At 40.2% G+C, this 24187-nt stretch carries 18 protein-coding genes; 6 read left to right on the forward strand and 12 right to left on the reverse strand.

The annotated features are described in order from the left end of the window. The first annotated feature begins 66 nt into the window (after positions 1–66). A complete protein-coding gene (locus D8M06_RS20465) occupies positions 67–348 on the forward strand; it encodes a hypothetical protein (protein WP_421904630.1) in 282 nt (93 codons plus the stop codon). Positions 349–448: 100 nt separating this feature from the next. On the opposite strand, the gene lacZ is transcribed toward D8M06_RS20465, so the two are convergent. Further along, complete coding sequence (lacZ, locus tag D8M06_RS16150) at positions 449–3601, reverse strand: beta-galactosidase, LacZ type (protein ID WP_121205621.1); 3153 nt, start codon at positions 3599–3601, stop codon at positions 449–451. Between the two features lie 192 nt (positions 3602–3793). Between lacZ and D8M06_RS16155 the strand changes: the two genes are divergently transcribed. From D8M06_RS16155 to galT, 3 genes are read left to right on the forward strand one after another with little or no spacing between them, the layout of a single operon-like run. Then, positions 3794–4990, forward strand: coding sequence for a galactokinase (locus D8M06_RS16155; RefSeq protein ID WP_121205622.1), 1197 nt, complete (start codon positions 3794–3796; stop codon positions 4988–4990). After that, positions 4987–5988, forward strand: coding sequence for a UDP-glucose 4-epimerase GalE (gene galE, locus D8M06_RS16160; protein WP_121205623.1), 1002 nt, complete (start codon positions 4987–4989; stop codon positions 5986–5988). The genes D8M06_RS16155 and galE overlap by 4 nt, the downstream gene beginning before the upstream one ends. After that, positions 5985–7460: a UDP-glucose--hexose-1-phosphate uridylyltransferase gene (galT, locus tag D8M06_RS16165; RefSeq protein WP_121205624.1), complete on the forward strand. Its 1476-nt coding sequence runs from the start codon at positions 5985–5987 to the stop codon at positions 7458–7460. The genes galE and galT overlap by 4 nt, the downstream gene beginning before the upstream one ends. A gap of 76 nt (positions 7461–7536) precedes the next feature. On the opposite strand, the gene D8M06_RS16170 is transcribed toward galT, so the two are convergent. The 6 genes from D8M06_RS16170 to D8M06_RS19890 form a co-directional block, all read right to left on the reverse strand. Continuing rightward, positions 7537–8715, reverse strand: coding sequence for an ROK family transcriptional regulator (locus tag D8M06_RS16170; RefSeq protein ID WP_121205625.1), 1179 nt, complete (start codon positions 8713–8715; stop codon positions 7537–7539). Positions 8716–9417: 702 nt separating this feature from the next. After that, the gene (locus D8M06_RS16175) at positions 9418–10245 is read right to left on the reverse strand and encodes a carbohydrate ABC transporter permease (RefSeq protein ID WP_121205626.1); all 828 of its coding nucleotides are present in this window, start codon (positions 10243–10245) and stop codon (positions 9418–9420) included. Further along, positions 10242–11114 carry a carbohydrate ABC transporter permease gene (locus D8M06_RS16180; protein WP_121205627.1) on the reverse strand — a complete coding sequence of 291 codons (873 nt, stop codon included), beginning with the start codon at positions 11112–11114 and terminating at the stop codon, positions 10242–10244. Before D8M06_RS16180 ends, D8M06_RS16175 begins: the two co-directional genes overlap by 4 nt. Positions 11115–11202: 88 nt before the next feature. After that, on the reverse strand, positions 11203–12492 hold the full coding sequence (locus tag D8M06_RS16185; RefSeq protein WP_121205628.1) for an ABC transporter substrate-binding protein: 1290 nt from the start codon (positions 12490–12492) through the stop codon (positions 11203–11205). A gap of 266 nt (positions 12493–12758) precedes the next feature. Then, positions 12759–13019, reverse strand: a complete 261-nt coding sequence (locus D8M06_RS19740; protein WP_147404985.1) for a hypothetical protein — start codon at positions 13017–13019, stop codon at positions 12759–12761. Positions 13020–13178: 159 nt separating this feature from the next. Then, the gene (locus D8M06_RS19890; protein WP_158591806.1) at positions 13179–13355 is read right to left on the reverse strand and encodes a hypothetical protein; all 177 of its coding nucleotides are present in this window, start codon (positions 13353–13355) and stop codon (positions 13179–13181) included. A gap of 274 nt (positions 13356–13629) precedes the next feature. Here D8M06_RS19890 and D8M06_RS16190 point away from each other — a divergent pair, with 274 nt between their 5' ends. Both D8M06_RS16190 and D8M06_RS16195 read left to right on the forward strand, forming a co-directional pair. After that, positions 13630–14970 carry an aminotransferase family protein gene (locus D8M06_RS16190; RefSeq protein WP_194074646.1) on the forward strand — a complete coding sequence of 447 codons (1341 nt, stop codon included), beginning with the start codon at positions 13630–13632 and terminating at the stop codon, positions 14968–14970. 30 nt (positions 14971–15000) lie between these two features. Further along, positions 15001–16407: an APC family permease gene (locus D8M06_RS16195; protein WP_121205630.1), complete on the forward strand. Its 1407-nt coding sequence runs from the start codon at positions 15001–15003 to the stop codon at positions 16405–16407. 179 nt (positions 16408–16586) lie between these two features. Here the strand turns inward: D8M06_RS16195 and D8M06_RS16200 are convergent, their stop codons facing one another. From D8M06_RS16200 to dapA, 5 genes are all read right to left on the reverse strand, one after another. After that, positions 16587–17645, reverse strand: a complete 1059-nt coding sequence (locus tag D8M06_RS16200) for an alpha/beta hydrolase family protein (RefSeq protein WP_121205631.1) — start codon at positions 17643–17645, stop codon at positions 16587–16589. 396 nt (positions 17646–18041) lie between these two features. Next, on the reverse strand, positions 18042–19604 hold the full coding sequence (locus D8M06_RS16205; RefSeq protein WP_121205632.1) for a glycoside hydrolase family 43 protein: 1563 nt from the start codon (positions 19602–19604) through the stop codon (positions 18042–18044). Between the two features lie 84 nt (positions 19605–19688). After that, positions 19689–21089 (reverse strand): MFS transporter, encoded by a 1401-nt coding sequence (locus D8M06_RS16210; protein WP_121205633.1) that lies wholly within the window; start codon positions 21087–21089, stop codon positions 19689–19691. A gap of 47 nt (positions 21090–21136) precedes the next feature. Continuing rightward, positions 21137–23128 carry a YjhG/YagF family D-xylonate dehydratase gene (locus D8M06_RS16215; RefSeq protein ID WP_121205634.1) on the reverse strand — a complete coding sequence of 664 codons (1992 nt, stop codon included), beginning with the start codon at positions 23126–23128 and terminating at the stop codon, positions 21137–21139. A 36-nt stretch (positions 23129–23164) separates the two neighbouring features. Next, positions 23165–24091 (reverse strand): 4-hydroxy-tetrahydrodipicolinate synthase, encoded by a 927-nt coding sequence (gene dapA, locus D8M06_RS16220; RefSeq protein ID WP_121205635.1) that lies wholly within the window; start codon positions 24089–24091, stop codon positions 23165–23167. Between the last annotated feature and the right edge of the window lie 96 nt (positions 24092–24187).

The following is a 24187-nucleotide window of genomic DNA, read 5'->3' on the forward strand; positions in this document are numbered from 1 at the left end:
TCTATCAACCGCACCAATCCTTCTATCAACCGCACCAATCCTTCTATCAACCGCACCAATCCTTCTATCAACCGCACCAATCCTTCTATCAACCGCACCAATCCTTCTATCAACCGCACCAATCCTTCTATCAACCGCACCAATCCTTCTATCAACCGCACCAATCCTTCTATCAACCGCACCAATCCTTCTATCAACCGCACCTCTCCTTCTATCAACCGCACCTCTCCTTCTATCAACCGCACCAATCCTTCTATCAACCACACCTCTCCTTCTATCAATCGCCTCCAAGCTTCCACCCATAAACAACCCTTTGCCCCATTCTATTCTAAGCAAAATATCCGTTAGCGCTTATGCAAATAAAAAAATACAGCACCCTATGACACAGGGTGCTGTATTTTCTCGACCTTCTATGAGAGAACGAAGGGAAAATTTCCTCCTCGTCCCACTATTTAATTGATTTCGCTAAATCATTTGCTGAAATATCACTCTTGGAATATCCACTTAAATGAATAGTAAAATGGAAATCATCATTTAATAATTGGTATTTCTCCAATACACCTGGTCCACAGCTTGTTGAGCCAAGGCCATTTTGCTGGTGGTCTATATTAAACACAACATAGTCTTGTTCTACTAAGTCTGTTGTATGACGCGCATTTTCTAGATTTTCCGTTGTATAGTGATGGGCACTAAAATTGAATAAATCTCCAGCCGCTAATAGTCCAGCGCCTGATGGATTGGTTAGCGATACCCATTTTACATCCGTACGGTTTCCGTTTTCCTGTGGTACCACGTAAGGTGTGAACAATTCCTTAACCGTTCTGGACCATTTGCCGAATCGATTGGCTAGTTTGCTGTCTGCATATGATTCACCAGGTCCGCGACCGTACCAATCTACTTGATTAAATGAGTTTTTCACATTCATTTGTAACCCAACTTTCGGCAAGGTAATCGAACCTTTTCCTAACTTCTTGCCAGTTACATCTAAGGTTACAAAGCCATTTTTGGATACGTGATACGTAAGCGTTGTTTCAAATCCCCAATCAAATCCTGCTGGGGCGATTTTTTTCTTCACGGTTATAATCACTGCATCTTTCGCTGGTGTAAACTCGTAGTTAAAATCAGTCAAACGTTGTTGCATCCGGTGCACACCATGGTCTTCCCACTCTTTTTTCTCCATTCGTGTGCTGAATTCCTCTTGGCCAATCCGGTCATTATCGGTTGTTGCCCGCCAGAAATTCATAGAAGGACCTTTTTCAAGAATTTCTAACCCTTGATATTTCCAGGAGTCGATTTCTCCATTCGTTTGATTAAATAGTAATTGGAAAGAATCTCCTAAAATTTGTAATTGATTGGTGTCTTTCATCGTTTCGACACGTACTGGTGAACTAGTGTCCGCTCGCAACGACGCATCCCCCTGCCCTAAGGAAGAGACTGGTAACAAGAACTGTTCCCAAGCTACTTCATGTCCTGCTTTTGCCCATTTTGTATCTGCCTTTTCGATAAGGCTTATGGTTAGCCAATAATCAGTTTTCGGCTCCGGTTCTACAGAAACAGGAAGTTCAACCACTTTGCTTGTCCCTGCTTGTATTTCTGGTAAATCAAATGTTCCGGAATACGCTAATTCCCCATCTTTATGGACAGACCAAGTGCCTGCCAAATGACGTAAATCAGAGAAATCATAGTTATTTTGAATGTTAATGATTCCTTTTTCAAGGTCCGTAGCTTCCATCTTCACTGGCTCAATGACCTTTTTGTACTCCGTCAATGCAGGTGATGGCGTGCGGTCTGGCATCACCATTCCATCAATGACAAAGTTCGAATCATGTGGAATTTCTCCAAAGTCACCCCCATAGGCGAAGTACTCCTCCCCTTCAGCAGTATAACTTCGAATTCCATGATCCATCCATTCCCAAACAAAACCACCTTGCAAACGGTCATATTTGTAGAAAGTATCAAAGTATTCCTTAAAGCCTCCAGGGCCATTTCCCATCGCATGAGCAAATTCACATAGGATATGCGGCTGTTTCAAATCATTTCTATCACCGAGTGGCTCTAAAATATCCACGGATGTATACATGGTCGAGAACATATCCGCTGCCACATGTAATTCCTGAGGATTATTATCCGTCTTCGTCATGATGGCACGGGTTTCGCCCTCATAATGAATTAATCTTGTGTCATCTCTTTGTTTGGCCCATTCTGACATTTTCACTAGATTAGGACCGAAACCAGATTCATTTCCCAAGGACCAGATGATAATGGAAGCATGATTCTTATCGCGCTCCACCATCCGCTTCATTCGATCTAAGTATGCCTCTTCCCAGTCAGGGTCTTCACTTAACTGATTCCAATTATCTGTTAATGAAAAACCATGACATTCTAAATCTGCTTCATCAATTACGTATAATCCATATTCATCACAAAGTTCATAGAAACGAGGGTCATCTGTATAATGAGCTGTCCGTACCGCATTAAGATTATGCTGTTTCATCAATTCAATATCTTTTCTCATCCAATCGATCGGTACGGCTCTTCCTAAATCCGGGTGATGTTCATGACGATTCACCCCTTTAAATAGGATAGGTACACCATTCACTTGAATTAAACCATCTTTTAATTCTACTTGCCTGAATCCAACTTTTGTTGGGATAGCTTCTATTAGCTCATCCTTTTCATCTTTTAATAGGATGAGCAGATGGTATAGATATGGTGTTTCTGCCGTCCATTTGTTTGGTGCTGTAACAGGAATACTTGCAGTTAGCTTCTGTTCGTCCTTATCCACAACCACTTCTACGCTTGACTCCGTTACAGCTTGATAATTAGCATCTAATAGTTGATACTCTAGATTATAGTGGAAAGCATCATCTAGTTTAGAATGAACTTCCGTTTCCACTTGCAACATTGCATTTTCATAGCTCTCATCAAATATTGTTTTTACAAAATAATCGTACACATGAACATTTGGTCTTCTTAATAAATAAACATCGCGAAAGATTCCACTTAACCACCACATGTCCTGATCTTCAATATAGCTTGTAGCTGACCATTGGTACACTCGAACAGAGATCGTATTTTTCCCTTCACGTAGATAGGAAGTAACGTCAAATTCACTGGCTAACCTGCTGCCGGTGCTATATCCAACAAGTTCTCCATTCACCCAAACGTGAAAAGCACTATCTACCCCTTCAAAACGGAGGATTGTTAACTCATCCAGCAGCTCTTTGGTTACATAAAACTCTCTGCGATAAGACCCTGTCGGATTTTCACTAGGAATATGTGGGGGATCTACTGGAAACGGATATTTAACATTTGTATAATGCGGGTTTCCATACCCATTCATTTGCCAGTTGGATGGTACTTGAAGTTCATCCCACCCACTCACATCATACGTATCTTCATAAAAACCATCGGGTGCTAATTCTGGAGTTTCCGCGTAATGGAACTTCCATAGTCCATTTAGTAATTGGAATCCATAAGCAGATCCTCTCTGGTACGTGAGTGCATCTTGTTTTGTAGCATATGACATAAAATAAGAACGTTCTTTTAATCGATTCTTTTCTAATACTGATAATAATTGAAAATCATTTAGATGTGACATAATAACCTCCATATCCTTCTCTATGATGATAACGCAACCATTTATATTTTTAATCACCCCTATTGCGTAATTAAAAGATTAATAGTAAACTAATATTAACTTAATTAAATTAATTAATAAAGGTGATTTGTTTATTTATTATACTATCAATCGTACGAATTATCAATACTAATGAACAACTAGGAGGTCCAAATGAAAACGGAATCAAAATTAATAAAAGAATTTCAATCTATTTTTCATACAACACAATCACCAAGAGTCTTCTTTGCTCCCGGCAGAATAAACCTAATCGGGGAACACACGGATTACAATGGCGGTCATGTATTCCCTGCGTCCATTTCTTATGGCACATACGCTCTTGGAGCCACACGGAATGATCAAAAGTTGCGTTTTTACTCCCTTAATTTTCCTGAAAAAGGGATAATTGAATGCGACCTGCAAGACTTAGATTATAAGGAAGAAAATGACTGGGCGAACTATCCAAAAGGCATGTTTTTACTGTTAAAACAGGCTGGGTACACGATTTCAAATGGAGCTGATATCTTATTTCACGGTAATATTCCTAATGGCGCTGGGCTATCATCTTCTGCCTCCATTGAACTTGTTACCGGTGCTCTTGTGGAAGGGTTGTACAACCAAACAATCGATAGCCTGGAAATGATAAAACTTGGACAAAAGGTGGAGAATGATTATATTGGTGTTAACAGTGGCATTATGGATCAATTTGCCATCGGAATGGGAAAAAAGGATCATGCCATTTTGCTGAACTGTGACACACTCGACTATCATTACGCCCCTATTAACTTAGCTGATCATGTCATCATGATTATTAATACGAATAAAAAACGCTCATTAGCCGGTTCCAAATATAATGAACGGCGCCGTGAATGTGAAGCAGCATTAACCGATTTACAAAAAGAATTAAACATTCATAGTTTAGGAGAATTATCCAAAGGAGAATTTGAACGTAAGAAGCATTTGATCACGAATAAAGTAAACCAGAAACGAGCAAAACATGCCGTTTATGAAAACGCCCGTACACTGGAAGCGTTTGATAAATTACAACAAGGTGACTTAGATGCCTTTGGAAAACTAATGAATTGTTCTCACATTTCTTTAAGAGATGATTATGAAGTAACAGGAAAAGAACTCGACACGATAGCGGAAGCGGCTTGGGACCAGGAGGGTGTTTTAGGTGCGCGCATGACAGGTGCTGGTTTCGGAGGATGTGCCATTGCCATCGTTGAAAGAGACAAGGCAGAAGCATTTGAGAAAAATGTGAATGCCATTTATAGAGAAGAAGTTGGTTATGAAGCAACCTTTTATACTGCTGCTATTGGAGATGGAACAAAGGAAATTACGGAAGCAACTGGAGGTTTGTTACAATGAGTATTCTCGTTTTAGGCGGGGCTGGTTATATCGGATCCCACGCGGTTTATCAATTGATTGATCAAGGGGAACATGTATTTGTCATCGATAACTTGGAAACCGGACATAAAGAAGCCCTTCATCCGGATGCAAGCTTTTATGAAGGGGATATTCGCGATATCGACTTTGTTCGCTCTGTATTTGCCAAAGAATCGATTGATGCAGTCATCCACTTTGCAGCAAATTCCCTTGTAGGCGAGTCGATGCAAAAGCCACTCCAATACTTTGACAATAATGTTTATGGAACACAAGTACTGCTGCAAGCGATGGTGGAAGCAGGAGTAAAACACATTGTCTTCTCCTCCACTGCTGCAACATATGGGGAACCAGAATCCGTACCGATAATGGAAAGCCTACCAACGAAACCGACTAGTACGTATGGTGAAACCAAACTTACCATGGAAAAAATGATGAAATGGACCGAACAAGCACACGGTATCAAGTACGTTTCCTTACGTTATTTTAATGTTGCCGGTGCGAGGGGAACAGCCGAAATTGGTGAAGACCATCGCCCGGAATCGCATCTCGTTCCCATTATTTTGCAAACTGCCTTACAGCAGCGAAAAGAAATGACGATTTTCGGTGAGGATTATGACACACCCGATGGTACCTGTATTCGTGATTATGTCCATGTGGAAGATTTAATCGATGCCCATCTGTTAGCATTAACATATTTAAGAAACGGTGGAACCAGTAACATCTTTAACCTTGGAAGCAACCAAGGGTTCTCCGTGAAAGAAATGATTCAAACCGCTGAAAAAGTAACTGGTAAAGAAATTCCCGTACAAATTGGCAAGCGTCGCCCAGGTGATCCAAGCACATTAATCGCAAGTTCAGAAAAAGCGAAACAGATTCTTGGTTGGAATCCAACACGCACATCTATAACGAAAATTATAGAAGATGCCTGGAACTGGCATTCTTCACATCCAACAGGATACGGAAGGAATGACTTATCATGATTTATTCCTATTTGGAAGGGCTCATTTTGCAAGGATTAGAGAAGAAATTAATTGAAAAAGCGGATATATATTATGTCCGAAATCAAGTGATGTCTCTATTAGAATTAACATCCTATCCAGATACAGTCGAGAATCCAGTGATAGACACCATCCCCAATCTCCTGGAACACATCATTGGGTATGCAACCGAACAAGGGATTTTTGAAGAAGTTTTGGATGACAAGGAAATCTTAACTGCCAATATCATGAATTGTTTTGTTGCCAGACCATCTGTGATCAATGAACAATTCTATCAAAAATACAAAGCATCTCCGAAAGAAGCAACGGATTATTTTTATGAGCTAAGTAAAAATAGCAACTATATTCAAATGAACCGAATCGCGAAAAATATCTCCTATAAAGCAGAAACGCCGTATGGGGAAATGGATATTACGATCAATCTGTCAAAACCAGAAAAAGATCCGGAACAAATCAAGCGGGAACGCGAAGTAAAACAAACGGTGAAATACCCAAAATGCTTGCTTTGCAAAGAAAACGAAGGATATACAGGCAGAACCGGTCATCCAGCAAGGGCCAATCATCGAATCATTCAGGTAGAACTTTTAGGGGAGAATTGGTATTTACAGTATTCCCCCTATGTATACTACAACGAACATAGTATTTTACTTTCAGAAAAACATCGTAACATGAAGATTGACCGGTCCGCATTTGAAAGACTGCTCACATTTACCGATAAATTTCCACATTATTTTATCGGTTCCAATGCAGACCTGCCCATTGTGGGCGGATCGATTTTAAGTCATGACCATTACCAAAGCGGAAGATATGAATTTGCGATGACCAAAGCAGAAGATGCCTTTCCTTTTAAATTAAATAACTTTCCTGAAGTTACGGCATCTGTGGTGAAGTGGCCGATGTCTGTTGTTCGGCTCAAGAGTGTGGAGATAACAGATCTAGTAAATGCAGCCGATCATGTTTTAAACATATGGAGAGATTATTCTGATCCAGAAGCGGACGTACTCGCATCTACAGATGGCACAGCTCATAACACCATCACCCCGATTGGCAGATTTCGAGATGGCAAATTCGAGCTTGACCTTGTTTTAAGGAATAACCGAACATCGCAGGAACATCCTATGGGAATTTTCCATCCACACGCGGATGTCCATCATATTAAGAAGGAAAATATCGGATTGATAGAGGTCATGGGACTAGCGGTATTACCTCCTAGATTAAAAGACGAGTTAGAGGAAATCAGGAAATATTTGTTAGGAGAAGCAAGCAATGTAGCCGACTATCATCAAGATTGGGCAGTACAGCTGAAGGATAAATACAGGGTTATTCCTAACGAACAAGAAGCAAGTGAAATCCTAAAGAAAGAACTCGGAAGCAAATTTGTAAAAGTATTGGAAGACGCTGGCGTATTTAAAGACAATAAAGCCTTCGAAAGATTTATTGATAGATTAAACTAGATTAATCTATCAGAAAAACGAAAAGCAGTCAAACCTCTTATCCTACAGGTTCAACTGCTTTTCGTTTTTCGTACATTTAAACCGAAACAGACTGCTGATCAAACAATTCTACTAACAGCAGAGAGACTGCACCAAGTAATGTGGCATCATCGCCAAGACTCGAAACCCTGACCTCTGTCTTTTTCGCCTCTGACGTCAATGCCCTTTCTTCGATAGTTTGACATATTTTTGGATACATAAACTCCTGACTCTTCATCACCCCACCACCGAGCACAATTCTGCTTGGATTAAATAAATGAATAATATTGGTTAAGCCAATCCCAATAATTTCACCGGTTTGCTGTAAGAATCTTACAGCATCCTTGTTTTCCGCTTTAGCCATTTCATAAATCTTTTCTCCAGCCAAACCGTCTTTCAGGTTTGCCTGCTTTTTAAATCTCTCCGCAATGGCTTCTCCACTCACAAATGTCTGCAGGCAGCCTGGGTTTCCGCATTCACACTTCTCCCCGTGCAAATCAATGGTCATATGACCGAATTCGCCAGCGATATCCTGTGCTCCGTGATATAACTTCCCATTCATGACAACACCTGCACCGACACCAGTACCAAAATTAACGGCAACCATATTATCCACATCACTATTTCCGCCAAACCATGATTCACCAAGGGCCATAGCACGAGCGTCATTTTCCACTTTGACCGTTAAATCAAACGCATCTTCCAGGGTATCCTTAATAGGAATATCTTTCAAATCTAAGTTTGGTGCAACTAGGGATGTTCCTGTTTCTACTTCTATCACCCCGTGCATCGCAATCCCTATCCCTATGATTTTTTCACTAATTCCTTCAACAAGGTCCATAATAGATTCGATGCATTCTATTAAAATAGAAAGAAATTGCTCATTCGTAATTGGTTTCGTTAAAGGATACGATGCCGACCTTGCAAGAATTTTCCCCGCTAAATCAGTTAGCACGCATTCAACTGATCCAGGACCAGCGTCAACTCCAATCACATAATAAGCTTCACTGTTGATGTGAAGCATCGTTGGTTTACGTCCACCGTTCGATTCTCCAAGCTTGCTTTCCCTTACCAAGCCTTCTTCCAACAGTTCTTTTACAATACTACTCACTGTTGGAGGAGTTAACCTTGACTCCTTCGCAATTTGCGCTCTGGATATTGGTTCAGAAGTACGAATTTTATTCAAAACGATCGATTTATTCACTGATTTCATTAATTGAAAAGAACCACGTTGCATGGCCAGTCCTCCATTATTTTCATTTACTATAAACTATTATAACACCGTCCGTCATACGCATGAAAACATTCTGCCAATAACGAACGATGTGATAAAGAATTATTTTCTTTTATGGTAAAGCTCTTTTTGTATTGGTTGTTTCATTTTTACCTTGACAGTTGATAGAAACTGTTTATAATCTGAATTCAGATTAATATGCTTAACTCTCGCTACGGAAATACACTACGCTTTCCGCGGGGAGCTGGTGAGCCTCCTTCGTGCTGACGCACTACGTAGTCTCACCGATGCTCTTCTTCCCGCAGGAGTCTCCGTGTATTTCCTCCGCTTAGTTCCTGCTCTGCTTGGTTTCAACTTGGAAATTTCTTTTTTTACGGCAAAACTCCCCTAAACGTGACATTATGGACTATAGTTTTAAAAATATTTAGAGCATGTAACATAGCGGAGGCAGAATACGGAGACTCCTGTGGGAATAGCACGTGTCCGAAGACCCCGCAGGAAGTGGTTTTCTTCCGAGGAGGCTGAGGCCGTGCCCACGGAAAGCGAAGTATTCTGCCGGAGCGAATGATCGCACAAATCAATCATAAGTGTAAGCGAGAGCTACATTACTCTGATTTAAAGATATCAACAGTCTATACAAAATCTGAAATAACGTCACCTTACAAACAACAATCTGTTAGAAAAGAGCCTATGGCAAAGAACTCTTTACCCTTTAACAGAACCTGTCATTCCTTCCACAAAGTATTTTTGCAGGAAGAAGAATATTAAAGCTGTCGGAATCGTACCAATAACAATCGCTGTATAAATAATACCGAAATCTGGAGAATACCCTGAACCTAGATTGGAAATTAACAGTGGTATTGTCTGAACATCCGGGGATTGTAAGATAACCAACGGCCACAAGAAATTATTCCAGTTGTTCATGAAGGAGATAATCCCAGCAGCAGCAAACGTATTCTTCATCGAAGGCATGTAAATTCGGAAAAATATCCCAATCTCACTCAACCCATCTATTCTTCCCGCTTCGATTAAATCCTTCGTAAACATTTTTGTATTTTGTCTAAAGAAGAATATAAAGAAGGCGGTCGATACATAAGGCAGAATAACAGCATACAATGTGTCGATTCCGAATGCCGGAAATACTTGAGATACATCTCCAAACAACCTAAATAAAGGTACCATTAAGGCTGCGAAAGGTATCATCATAGAAAGCAATAAGATATTAAATACAATATCTTTTCCTTTACTTCTATAAATTTCAAATCCATAACCTGCTAAAGAAGAGACTACTAAACATAAAACCGTAGCAACAATAGCAATAAAGAATGAATTAAATAAGGCAGAGCCAACATTATAACTTTCAAAGAGATTACGAAGATTTTCTAATAGATTGGAACCAGGTAATAAGCGGCCTTGTGAGATATCAGACGATTTATTGGTCATACTTATTAACATCCACGCAAACGGGAAAAGGGAAACGATTGCCGCAATACTTAAGATTCCATATGTGAAAATAGACTTTAATTTATTCATTTTCTTTCACCACCCAGTCTAAATTGAATAACAGCAAATATTACTGTCAGAACAACAATAATAAACGAAACTGCTGCTGCATACCCAAAGTCTGGTGTATACTCAAAGGAAAGATTATATATATATTGCGAAATAGTTAATGTTTCGTTCCCCGGACCACCTTTGGTAATATTCATTGGTTCATCAAATAGTTGAAGGGTTCCAATCGTAGATGTAATCCCTGTAAAGAGAATGATAGGCTTCAACATAGGAACGGTAATGTAAAAGAATTGTTGGATTGGGTTTGCCCCGTCAATTTTAGCTGCTTCATAAACGGAATTATCCACGTTCTGCAGACCAGCCAAATAGAAAATCATATTATAGCCTGTCCAACGCCATGTTATCGCAATGATAATAAGTACTTTTGCCCAAAACGGATCCATTAACCACTCGATGGGTTCTGAAATAAATGATAGATTTAATAAAAATTGATTCACTAAACCATCGGTAGAAAATAAGTATTTAAATATAACAGAATAGGCTACCAGTGAAATAACACTAGGTAGGAAAATAGCCGTTCTAAAAAACCCTTTAAATTTCAATTTAGGATTATTAAGTAAAACAGAAAAGAACATTGCCAATAAGATCATGATTGGAACTTGGAAAATCAAATAGATAAACGTATTTCTAATTGCAATTAGTGCCACTGGGTCGTTGAATAATCGAATATAGTTATCCAAACCAATGAATTGCAAATTTGCTCCCATCCCTGATTTAAAAGATAGAATAAAAGCCTGTATCATCGGATAAAAGTAAAATAGAGTAATAAATATAGTAGCAATAAGGATAAATACCCAACCTATGATACTTTTACTCTTTCTTAGATTCATGTTGTCTCACTCCAAACCTTTCAAATTAAATAAAGTCTTGAGCACCATCCATCTTAGTCTTAAGGTACCCAAGACAATATTTGAAACATTAATTTAACTGAGCTTCTGCTTGTTTCTGGGCATCTTCTAAAACTTCTTCTAACGCTTTACCACTTCTGTAATTTTGCAACTCTCCGATAAGGATATCTGTGCTCGCATACGTATGCATTCCATAATTGACATTTGGAATTTCCATCATCCATTTCACAAAATCAGCATTTATATTTTGTCCTGCAAAGAACTCATCTTCCTGATTAAATGCTTCTCCTTCTAATGCTGGTAAATAAGTACCAATAGCTCCAATCTCAGTAACTAAATCTTGGTAAAGAGCTGTATCGGAACCAAAAGTGCTAGCCAAAAATTCTGCTGCCTGTTCTTTACCAGGGATATTTAACACATAGAAAGAACTTCCACCTACGTTAGACGCATTTACTGCACCATCAACAGAAAGTCGTGGAATAGGAACAACGGTCCAGTTCCCAGATTGAGATTCTTCCGCTTTGACACTTGGAGTCATCCAGTTCCCAGTTGCCACACTGACTATATCTCCACTATTAAATGCAGCAATTCTGGAGCTCCAATCACTATTAGTATGGGCAATATCTTCGTCTAGCATGGTTTTGAATACACGAAGAGCCTCCCCTACCGCTTCATTTCCAGCCATATTAACGGTTTCACCATCTTCATCCGTAAACCAAGTACCTGCTGTTTGAATCATATGTCTGAGATGATCCGGATCATTTGGATTCAAAGAAATCATTTTTTTGCCAGTCTTTTCTGTTATGTCTTTGCCAATTTCGATATACTCATCCCACGTGATATTCGTTAAATCTTCTGGAGTATATCCCGCTTCTTCTAAATAATCGGTTCTCAAGTATAACCCAGTGACACCTGTGTCAAATGGAATTCCATACTGTTTCCCATCAAAACTTGTCGGTGCTTTTTTATATTCTGCAAAATCATCTATGTTCACGTGTTCAGACATGTCATAAAAAGCATCTGGATACGCTTGTAAAAAGCTTTGCGCCCGATAATCTTCAATTAAAACAATGTTAGGCATACCATTCATTGTTCCCGAACTTAAGCCTGTATTTAATTTCTGAACGATATCTTTTTGTGCATTATCAATGATATCCAATTGAAAATCTCCAGCTTCTTGTACATATTGCTCCTCCGCTAATTCTAATGCAGCAATATTAAATAATGGATCCCATGCCCAAGCCGTTATTGCATCAGGATCACCTCCATCATCACTAGCGCCATCTGCACTTCCACCTGAACAAGCTGACAAAACCATTGTTAATAAAACCGCAGCGAACAAAATTTTCCACTTTTTCATATAAAAACCCCCTAAATTTTAAAATTGTAATATATCAAATTATTTAACTATCTAATAGAAAATCTTCTCTAGTTCCTACACCTCCAACATTCAAATCTATTACCAGAAACATTCATCTCCAAAACATATAGCAAACGGTTTCAACAAATCCGAAAATTAACAAATAGTTTGCGTTAAGAGATTGTTAATTAATTTAATTAACTTTTATATTACCGATAAAATCCCAGAATGTCAATACTGTTAATAGCAAAATTTATATTAAAATTTTAATGTTTTTTGGGGACGCGGGGACAGGTTCCTCGTCCCATATTTGTAGTGCTATTTGCGCTTTCTATTATGCCGCTCGCTCTTTCTATCAACCGACCCACTCCCTCTATCAACCGCACCGATCCCTCTATCAACCGACTCACTCGCTCTATCAACCGACTCACTCGCTCTATCAACCGACCCGCTCCCTCTATCAACCGCCTCACTCGCTCTATCAACCGACTCACTCGCTCTATCAACCGACTCGCTCGCTCTATCAACCGCCTCACTCTCTATATCAACCGCCTCACTCTCTATATCAACCGCCTCACTCTCTATATCAACCGACTCACTCTCTATATCAACCGCCTCACTCTCTATATCAACCGCCTCACTCTCTATATCAACCGCCTCACTCTCTATATCAACCGACTCACTCTCTATATCAACCGACTCGTTCCCTCTATCAACCGCCTCGATCCCTCTATCAACCGCCCAGCTCTCTCTATCAACCGCCCAGCTCTCTCTATCAACCGCCCAGCTCTCTCTATCAACCGCCCAGCTCTCTCTATCAACCGCCCAGCTCTCTCTATCAACCGCCTCGATCCCTCTATCAACCGCCCCAACCTCGGGACGACTAACCTGTCCCCGCGTCCCAACTCACACCATATTTTAAAAAAATTATTTAAAATACACCATTGACACTCTGTTAAGTTTTTGGTAAATTAAAAATTAACAGAAAACAAGCTGACTGCTTAATCTAATTGACTCTATTGCTGAAATAGAGCAATCCCTTAGATAAAACCAGTTGTATTTTCAGGAGGACGCTCTACGACTCTCCTGTTTATATTGCTGGTTTTTTTAAGGAAAAAATACGAGGAGGTAATGACAATGGAACATTTATTGGAGTTAGACAAGAAGCATTTTATTCATCCAACATCATCTATTCAGCAGCAACAGGAAAAGGGTGCGAAGATTATTGTAGAGAAAGGGGAAGGGATTTATTTAACGGATAAAAATGGTAGCGTTTACATGGACGTGATGTCGTCTTTATGGAATGTGAATGTTGGTCATGGAAGAGAAGAACTTGCAGAAGCCGCTGCGGAGCAAATGAAAAAGCTTGCTTTCAGTTCTGCTTTTTCAACGTTCAGCCATGAGCCTGCCATAAAGCTCGCGGAAAAAATTGCCTCTCTTGCTCCCAAAGGCTTGAATGCGGTGTTTTTCACATCTGGTGGGTCAGAGTCCAATGATACGGCATTTAAACTGGTCCGTCATTATTGGAGAATACAGGATCAACCAAATCGCAGAAAGATTATCTCATTGAAACGGGGATATCATGGTGTTGCTGCTGCTTCGACAAGTGCTACTGGTATTCCTGAGTTTTGGAATATGGCAGGACAGATGATGACAGATTTTCACCATGCGGATACACCGTATGAAAACGGGACAGATAAAGCGATTGTTTCTCTTCGTCAGTTAATTGAAGCAGAAGGACCTGAGACAATTGCTGCCTTTATTGCTGAACCTGTGCAAGGTGCTGGCGGTGTCTTAATTCCTCCTTCCGATTTCTTTAAAGAAGTCCGAAACGTTTGTGATGAATACGGAATTTTGCTTATTGCGGATGAAGTCATTACCGGATTTGGCCGTACCGGGAAAATGTTTGGCGTGGAAAACTGGGGTGTTACACCAGACTTAATGTCCTTTGCAAAAGGGGTAACAAGTGGGTATGTGCCACTGGGAGGCGTCATCGTTTCCAATCATATCCATGACGTTTTAAAGGAAAAGTCAAAAGGGACATTATTTCATGGCTATACCTATAGCGGACATCCAACCGCAGCCGCTGTGGCATTAAAAAATTTGGAGATCATTGAAAAGGAAGAACTAGTGGAAAACTCCAGAAAAATGGGAGAGGAATTGCTAAAGGGCTTTCAGAAACTGAAAGAAGAAATTGACATAGTGGGTAATGTTCGGACGATCGGTCTATTAGGTGCTGTCGAACTGGTTCAAGACCCTAAAACAAATAAACGTTTCTCTCCCGACTATCAAGTGGCTGCGAAAGTGATAGAGGCACTTCACCAACGAGGCGTTATCTGCAGGGCAGTAACTTATGAAGGGACCGATATTATTTGCTTTTCACCGCCATTAATTATCAATCCATCACAAATCGATTCACTGCTAGAGAGATTAAAAGGAGCAATTAAAGAAGTAAAAGAAGGGCTTACAACCGTTTAAACCATAAAAATTTAAAATGGAGGGAACCGGATGAGAGAGGATCAAAAATTATTAAAAATCCTTGGTAATAAAGATGTAATTGCACTGGCTTTTGGTGCGATGATTGGTTGGGGATGGGTTGTAACAACAGGATTGTGGATCACAGAAGCTGGATCACTTGGTGCCATTTTAGCATTTGTCATTGGCGGTATTCTTGTATTACTAGTTGGGCTTACTTATGCGGAGCTTGCTTCGGCACTTCCGCTTGCTGGCGGAGAACATGTATATACATTCAAGGCAATGGGAAGAGTTGCCTCATTTATCGCTACATGGGCCATTATATTCGGATACGTATCGGTTATTGCATTCGAGGCCGTTGCATTGCCAACAGTTTTTGAGTATTTGGTACCTAACTTTAGTCAGGGGTATTTATACACGATTGCCGGTTGGGATGTAACGATTACTTGGGCCGGGGCTGGTATTTTAGGATCGATTATCATTGCCTGGATTAATTATCGTGGAATAAAATTCACCTCTGCAATTACGATGATTTTTACCTTAATGATTTTATTAGCCGGTGTCATGCTGATTACCGGAAGCACTGTTTCAGGAACCACAGAGAATATGCAACCATTATTTGAAAATGGGATGGCAGGTATTTTAACTGTCGTAATCATGACCCCTTTTATGTTTGTTGGATTTGATGTTATTCCACAAGCAGCAGAAGAAATTAATTTACCGCAAAAGCGGATCGGACAGTTGTTACTTTTCGCTGTTTCTTTAGCCGTCGTTTGGTATATTGCCATTATATTTGGTGTTTCACGAGTTTTAAGTCCTGCCCAGCTTGGGGAATCAGAATTAGTAACGGCTGATGCCATGGCGACTGCTTTTGGTGGAAGTCAAATGATGGGCAATGTCCTTGTTCTTGGTGGAATTGGCGGGATTTTAACTAGTTGGTTAGGGTTTTATGTAGGCGGAAGTCGAGCAATATATGCACTTGCTAGAGCTGGAATGCTTCCTAAATCACTAGGAGAGCTTCACCCGAGATACAAAACCCCACATAAAGCGATTCTTTTAATCGCCGTTTTATCCACTGCTGCTCCATTATTAGGTCGACCTGCCCTTGTATGGTTTGTTGACGCAGGAGGACTTGGCTTAGTAGTTGCATGGGCAATGGTTGCTATTTCGTTTATCATATTGCGGAAAAAAGCGCCAGACATGAAACGGCCATTTAAACTTCCAGGCGGCAGCCTTCTCGGTTGGATTGCAGCCATTATGGCCATCGGAGTAACCACCCTTTATTTACCAGGCATGCCATCTTCCTTAGGCGGCCCAGAATGGATCATCGTCGGCCTTTGGGTCATTCTCGGAATAATTCTATACAATATATCCATGGCGAAATATGGAAGATCACACGCCGACAAACACATGAAAGATGAAATTGACCGGATTGCTTAGGGACACGGGGACAGGTTCCTCGTCCCATCTGTTCTTAGCTCTGAAGCAAACTTACACAATTAAGTGCAGCCCGCATTAATATGCATCGGCTGCACTTTTTGTTTGACTATCTTTATCCAAAAACAGGGGCGGTTCTCAAAAAATTAACCAACAAGAACCGTCCCTACTCACCACGTTTGCTAATTAATGTTGTTATCATAAAATTTCACCATACTGTTCATAAGTTCTTCGTCAAGATCAAACAAAATTTTTTTATCTAGGTTATCATTCAAATATGATTCCTTTAATTCACTAGTAAACTCTTCATCTAAAGAATTAAAATATTCATCGGATTTTCTATTAAACTCCTCCTTATATTCACGTGATCTATCAGAGTAATAAATATAATCATGTCCTCTATCTTCATATTTCACAAAACTAAATCTATGATTGTTCTTATAATGGTCATAAAAAACGTCAAAGCCCTTTTCTTGTGAAATCATCTCATCATCTGCACTGTGTATAATCATCACCCCTGCCTCTGTGTTTTCAAATCCATTAATACAGTTATAGGAGGCATACCTTCCAAGCTTAATTTTCTCATATAAAGAAATGTATGGTAGAAGAATACTAATTCCATCACCAGCAATTTTTTTACCTTCTTCCTCAATTATATCCATAGATTTGTTAAAGCCCGCGACCATAACAATTGCTTTCACATCTGGATGAAGATTTAAAACACTTCCATCAGAATATCCGCCCCAACTATGCCCAAACAGCATGATGGGTAAATCATCAAAGTCAGATGTTTGTTTCACGTATTGAATTGCATAATCTAAATCTATTAAACCTTGTGGAATTCCTTTTACAGAACTCCCCTCACTTTCATCATTTCCTGTTGCATCGTAAGCAAAAACAACATATCCATTAGAAGCAAAGTAGTCTGCTACATCCATATATGAGTTATGCCCTCCGCCGCCCAGACCATGCGAGATAACTACAACGCCTTTGATATTCTCAAGGTTTCTATAATATTTATAACCAACAAGTTTCTGCTCTCGATTTGATGTAAATGTATGTTTTTGCATATTTAACCCAACAAATTCATCAATGCTTCTAGCCATTGGCGCATATGTTTCATAGCGATCACCAAAATTATCTTCATATATCATTGCTGCAAGACCAAAGGGTATTAAAAACAGTAGGACAATTATGACTACAATAAAAGTAACAATAAATTTTCGTTTCCTAGTATGCATTTATTCTTACCTCCTTCTAGTATAATCTCAACTACAAATTTCTGATTATCTACGTGTTACATTAACCCTCACTTCACAACACTTTAAATACTTCTAATTTAATTTTACAATAAATGTACATTTAATTTACTTTCCTTATGTGACTTCTTATTGAACAAAAGGGACACGGGGACAGGTTCCTCGTCCCCCTCCTTGCCTTAACATTTTTGATAAAAAATAAAAATTCAATTACATAAAAAAACTGCAGCACTCAATATTTTAGAGTGCTGCTTATTTACATCACACATGATAAATCCCACTACTGGGACAAGGAACCTGTCCCTCCGTCCCCCTTATAATTAACTCCACTACCGGGACAAGGAACCTGTCCCTCCGTCCCCCAGTTATCACGTACCTCTAGCGATAGTTAAAATAGTTGAAGTCGGCGTGGTGTTTTTGCCCACTAAGGTCTTGTGCTGCGATTCCTACAAATGTTCCGGTGAATCGGATGTAGTCTGCGTCGTCATCGGAGAGATGACTGATGTCGATTTTAGGTCCGATTTCTTGAAATGGCCCATTTCCATCGGCAAACGAGAACTGAAGGTACTGATTCTCAATATTGGCTTTTAATTTGGTGGATGGAGCAGTTAGAGCAATATCCTTCTCTAACAGTTCATCGTATTTTCCATGTTTGGTTTCGATAATTCCGATACATTTACCATGTTCCTCATGATCCGTAACTCGAAGGTACACGTAATCATCGGTATCATAATAAACCATCAGACCTGCCATTTGTTGAAAATGTTCGGGATTATACTCCACTTCTGTTTCTACATCAGCGGAAAAGCTTTCTAGCCTGCGCGCGAGAAGACTTTGATGGTGGGTAGATTGCATCGATTCCCCACCTTTTAGTCGTAAATAACCAGGACGTTCAGAAAGCGAAATCCAGTCTTCTGAGAATGTTCTTCTCAATGAATTCCAGTATTTTTTCAAACTTGTTTCACTAAAGTCATCATAATTACTTTCCGGTTCCCATGGATGTGCCGGTAAATCGGGCGCCTCTACTTCCATTTGTGGGTGCGGGCCACCTTCTACTCGAAGCCAGTCATCCTCTGTCCAATAACATTTTTGAATGGCTGTTTCCCGACCTAAGATACATTTATTATCAACAACTGGTCGTCCGACTAAATGAGCCATATACCACTCGCCATTCTGTGTTTCTACTAAACTTCCATGGCCAGCTTTTTGCAATTCACTCCTATCATCCTGATCAGATGTCAGAACTGGATTGGTTGGATCAATTTCATAGGCACCGAATAGAGATTTAGACCTCGCTACCGTAGCTGCATGTGTGTACCAAGTTCCACCCTCTGCAGTGATTAAATAATAGTAGCCATTTCGTTTGTAAATATGCGGAGCCTCTGTTAACCCTAAACTGGACCCCTTGAAAATATTTTTCACCGGACCTACCAGTTTCTTCTCTTCTACAGAAAACTCCTGGATGGCAATACCAGCAAAGGAATTGGTTCCTTTTCGGTGATCCCAAATCATATTCAGTAACCACTTGCTGCCATCGTCTTCGTGAAATAGAGATGGATCAAACCCACTGCTATTTAAGTAGACCGGTTCCGACCATGGACCTTCTATATTTTCAGCTGTAACCAGGTAATTATGGGTATCTTTAAAAGCTCCCATTCTGCTTTTTACATCGGTATAAATTAGATAAAAAATTCCATCCGAATAACTTAGACAAGGAGCCCAAACCCCACCCGAATCAATATTTCCAATCATATTTAATTGTGACTCACGTGTCAGTGGATAGGTTAGAAGTCTCCAGTTCACCATATCCTTAGAATGATAGATTTGTACTCCAGGAAACCATTCAAACGTGGAAACAGCGATGTAATAGTCATCTCCTACCCGTAAAATAGATGGATCTGGATGATAGCCCGGAAGTACCGGATTGATGATTTTCCCCATGAATATCTTCCTTTCTATGGAAGGCCTGGAGATTTAAAGAACAAGAAAATTTCCAGGCCTAGTTAAAATGATTTCTATCTTTGCTTAAGCATTTTGTGCATGACGTGCTTGTAAATCTTTAATGATTTGAGGATATCTCTTATCTAAATCATAGAATAACATCATTACTAGGATTAAGATGGTGATACCTAGTGGAATGTAGACAAAAATAGATTGGATAGATAAGATTGCTGCATCGGTTTGAACAGCACTACCACCAACATAGCCACCAAAGGCAAGTACCCAACCGATGATTGCTGTACCTAGACCACTACCAAGTTTTATCCCCATACTACCTCCACTGTATACCATTCCTTCGTTACGAATACCTGTTTTCCATTCGCCGTACTCGATGGTATCTCCAAGTAAAGCAAACATACTTCCATTAATCGGTGCTTTCCCGATACCTCTAATAATCGTTCCAGCTACGATAAGGGTAACACTAGTCAAATCGATTAACATAACTAAATAACCAACAATGGTAATTAATTCTCCGACAATAATAGCATTCTTTTTACCAAATCGTTTCGTAATCGGGGCAACCACAACCATACCTACCAGGATGAAAACAGTGTAAGCTGTTGTAACTAAACCAACCAATAACGTATTATCCAAAATATACTCTGCGTAATAAACAACTGCACCTGAGTTTAGCGCATTGAAAATATAAGTAAGTAAAATAAACGCTGTTGCAAGACCCCAATATTTATTTTTTCCAAGTGTTTTCAAACTGTCTTTCAATGGAACGGCTTGAACCTGTTGTTTCTTATCTACTGGTTTCACTCGCTCTTTCGTGGTTTTAAAACAGAAAATGAATAAAGAACTACCAATCACACCAAAGATTAGGAAAGTTAGAACCCAGCCAAACTGTTGTCCGCCAAATAGATTAGCCATTGGCAATGTTAAGTTACTAACAATTAACGTACCAACTAATGCAAGACTCATACGAAATACATTTAACACGGAACGTTGATACTGGTCCTGAGTGATTAAGGAATTCATCGTACCATACGGAACATTTAATCCAGTATAAACAAGGCAGACAATATTGTATGTAACCGCAATATAAATAACTTGCCAAAGTGTGCTAACATTAGGAACCATAAACAATAGTACTGCTGAAATAGCAAACGGAATAGCTAGCCATAACAGCCACGGACGAGCTTTCCCGTGTTTGGATTTCGTTTTATCAATGACATATCCCATCAACACATCGGAAACACCATCAAAAACACGAGAGAATAGCATAATTGAACCGACAATCCCTGCTGCAATTCCAATAATATCTGTGTAATAGTATACGATAAAGGTCGTCATCGCTGTCCAAATAAAGTTACTCGCTAAGTCACCTGTACCGTACCCAATTTTTTCCTTGAGCCCGATATTTTCGCCCACGACTTTTGGTGCTTGTTCGGGGATGGAATCCACTTGCAAATTTTTAGCCATCTTGTTTCCTCCTCAATTGTTGTAGAGTTTGTTTTTCTTTGCTACATTTATTTCAAAACTTTTTCACCGGCTTCTTCTGCCAGCGCTTTCTTACCTGCTTCCAACGTCTCTATAATCCGGTCGACATCATAGATACTCCCGCGCCATGTTCCTCCACTTGCGGATTGCAAGGCCGCCCATAGACGGGTATCATCAGGAAGATTTGGGTCTGGCTGCAGTTCCGGATGCTTGCTCCGTTGATTTAACTGTTTTGTCGCTTCTTCTATGGAAACTCGATTGTTTTCCGTTCCAACAAAATTAACGGTACCAACCAATTCCTGGCAATCGACAACGATTTCAATGACGTCGCCATCCCGCAGTTTTCCAATTGGACCATCATCCAACGCTTCTGGTCCTACATGTCCAATACACGCTCCGGTCGAAACACCTGAGAACCGAGCATCGGTAATCAGAGATACATGTTTTCCGAATGGTAAATATTTTAGTGCGGATGTCAGCTGGTACGTCTCTTCCATACCTGTTCCAGAAGGGCCGCCTCCCATGACAACCATGATGTCACCAGCTTCAATTCCGCCTGTTTTTATCGCTTTAATCGCTGCTTTTTCTGAGTTAAAGACTTTGGCAACGCCTGTATGACGATACACTCCATCTTCCCCAATCACAGATGGATCAATGGAAGTAGATTTAATGACAGAACCCTCCGGCGCAATATTTCCAGTTGGGAATGTAACCGTTGACGTTAATCCTCTTTCTTTTGCTCGTTCCGGATTCATAATCACCTCATCTGGATTGACTCCGTCTGCGTCGATTAAACGTTTTCTCATTTGCGTACGACGTTCCGATTGTTCCCACCAGTCTAAGTTTTCCCCAAGCGTATTTCCAGTCACTGTTAGTACATCTTCATGCAGAAGACCTAACTTGCGCAAGTGAAGCATAACTTCCGGAACACCTCCAGCTAGGAATACGCGAACGGTTGGATGTGGATCAGGTCCATTTGGCAGTACGTTGACCAATCGTGGCGTTTTCTTGTTAATTCGTACCCAATCTTCTACAGTAGGAATGGTGCAATTTGCAGCATGTGCAATCGCTGGTATATGAAGCAATAGATTCGTAGACCCTCCAAATGCCGCATGAAGAACCATGGCATTTTCTATCGCTTTATCTGTCAAAATATCCTTCGTCGTAATTCCGTTTTTCTCCATTTCAAGCGTAGCACGTGCAGATTGTCTTGCCATTTCGGCCCATATTTGCTGACCAGACGGGGCTAGCGCGGCGTGTGTCACGGACATTCCAAGTGCTTCTGCCACTACTTGCGAGGTGGCTGCCGTACCTAGAAATTGACATCCACCACCTGGAGTAGCACACGCCACACAGCCAAGTTCTGCTGCTTCTTTCAAAGTAAGTTCATTATTCGAAAATCTGGCACCAATGGTTTGAACTTTCCCAGCGTCCTCCCCATTAGTTGGTGGCAAGGTTACGCCACCAGGGACGATAATCGTTGGCAAATCATGCATAGCTGCAAGGGCAATCGTCATCGCTGGCAATCCCTTATCACAAGTTGCAACTCCCATGACCGCCTCACGCGTTGGCAGCGAACGAATGAGTCGTCGATAAACGATAGCTGCATCATTTCGATAAGGAAAAGAGTCAAACATTCCTAATGTTCCTTGTGAACGTCCATCACATGGATCGGTAACAAATCCGGCAAATGGAACCCCTTTCGTTTTTCGGATTTCTTCCGCAGCTTCTTGCATTAACAGGTCTACTTCCCAGTGTCCGGTGTGATACCCTAACGCTAAGGGACTGCCATTATGGTCGCGCATCCCGCCTTTGGTTCCAAGAATGAGGACTTGTGTTCCAATGAGATCCTTTGGCTTCCATCCCATTCCTACGTTTTGGGAAAGTCCAAATAAGTCCCCGCTTGGTGCCTCCTCGAGCATTTGCGGAGTAAGCGGCAAAGTTCCAATTGGCCCACTGGCATGTGTTCTTACTTTATATAAAGATGAATCTTCTTCACCAAAAATTTCGTTCAATGACATAATATCTCTCCATTTTTATAAATTTTTTCTCATCGATTATCTCACAGTTGTTGTGGAGATTACCTCAGCTAACTCCAATATTTCTCTCACTTCTTCTATTTTTTCTTCAGAAAGTGGTTTGGTAGGAGGCTGAACATAAGTTGATATAGTCATTCCACACAGTCTCATTGCTTCTTTCACTACATTGACAAATGGACTGTCAACTTGATATAGAAGTGGAAGGACAGACAATCGTTTATGTAAAGAAACCGCTTTCTTAAGATCCCCCTGAAGGAATGATTGATAAATACCTACTGATAATTCAGGGGCAAAGTTTCCACTTGCTGTGATGCTTCCATCCCCACCGAGCTGTAATGTATTTAATAAATGATTATCAAAACCACAGAACACGGAAAAGTTCGGATGTTGCTTCTTCACTTTTAGAATCATCTCGTTAATATGTCCAATCGAATCAACGGTTTCTTTAATTCCAACAATATTACGATGCTGATCAACTAGACGAAGAACGAAATCGGCCGTCAAGTCCTGTCCCGTTCGATCAGGGAAATTATAGAGTATAATAGGAAGTTCGATAGACTGTGCAATATCACTATAGTAGTTAAATAGATTTTCCTCGGATAAATTCCAATAATATGGATTAACGATAACGACCCCATCTGCTCCCACTTGTTCCGCATGCTGACTTAAAGCAATGGTTTCACGTGTACTCGTACTACCCGTTCCAATTAGTACGGGAACCCGATTATTCACATAACGTACGGTAAATGCTGCAACTTCTTTTCTTTCTTCTACGGACATTTGGGAAAATTCTCCACCAGTTCCTAGAAAAAATAACCCATCTACACCGGAATCAATTAATGAATCCATGACGTACGCCATCTCTTCTTGGCTGAATTCACCATTCTCATTAAAGATGGTAGATACAGGTGGAAAAATCCCTTTAAATTTAACAGTTTTTGGCATATGACTGACATCCTTTTCTTCTCATTTAATTGGTATGTGTTCTTCTTTTACTGTTTCACATCAGACCTTTCTGAACGATACAGATTTGGCGAAGAT

The organism is Oceanobacillus halophilus, assembly GCF_003628505.1.
GTDB classification, from domain to species: domain Bacteria; phylum Bacillota; class Bacilli; order Bacillales; family Amphibacillaceae; genus Oceanobacillus; species Oceanobacillus halophilus.

Bases quoted from the DNA above. Each gene is read 5' to 3' on its own strand.
- D8M06_RS16210 (WP_121205633.1), bottom strand. From the start codon at position 21,089: ATGGCTAAAAATTTGCAAGTGGATTCCATCCCCGAACAAGCACCAAAA.
- D8M06_RS16155 (WP_121205622.1), top strand. From the start codon at position 3,794: ATGAAAACGGAATCAAAATTAATAAAAGAATTTCAATCTATTTTTCAT.
- D8M06_RS16185 (WP_121205628.1), bottom strand. From the start codon at position 12,492: ATGAAAAAGTGGAAAATTTTGTTCGCTGCGGTTTTATTAACAATGGTT.
- D8M06_RS16200 (WP_121205631.1), bottom strand. From the start codon at position 17,645: ATGCATACTAGGAAACGAAAATTTATTGTTACTTTTATTGTAGTCATA.
- D8M06_RS16170 (WP_121205625.1), bottom strand. From the start codon at position 8,715: ATGCAACGTGGTTCTTTTCAATTAATGAAATCAGTGAATAAATCGATC.
- D8M06_RS16215 (WP_121205634.1), bottom strand. From the start codon at position 23,128: ATGTCATTGAACGAAATTTTTGGTGAAGAAGATTCATCTTTATATAAA.
- galE (WP_121205623.1), top strand. From the start codon at position 4,987: ATGAGTATTCTCGTTTTAGGCGGGGCTGGTTATATCGGATCCCACGCG.
- D8M06_RS16205 (WP_121205632.1), bottom strand. From the start codon at position 19,604: ATGGGGAAAATCATCAATCCGGTACTTCCGGGCTATCATCCAGATCCA.
- galT (WP_121205624.1), top strand. From the start codon at position 5,985: ATGATTTATTCCTATTTGGAAGGGCTCATTTTGCAAGGATTAGAGAAG.
- lacZ (WP_121205621.1), bottom strand. From the start codon at position 3,601: ATGTCACATCTAAATGATTTTCAATTATTATCAGTATTAGAAAAGAAT.
- D8M06_RS16175 (WP_121205626.1), bottom strand. From the start codon at position 10,245: ATGAATAAATTAAAGTCTATTTTCACATATGGAATCTTAAGTATTGCG.
- dapA (WP_121205635.1), bottom strand. From the start codon at position 24,091: ATGCCAAAAACTGTTAAATTTAAAGGGATTTTTCCACCTGTATCTACC.
- D8M06_RS16180 (WP_121205627.1), bottom strand. From the start codon at position 11,114: ATGAATCTAAGAAAGAGTAAAAGTATCATAGGTTGGGTATTTATCCTT.
- D8M06_RS16190 (WP_194074646.1), top strand. From the start codon at position 13,630: ATGGAACATTTATTGGAGTTAGACAAGAAGCATTTTATTCATCCAACA.
- D8M06_RS16195 (WP_121205630.1), top strand. From the start codon at position 15,001: ATGAGAGAGGATCAAAAATTATTAAAAATCCTTGGTAATAAAGATGTA.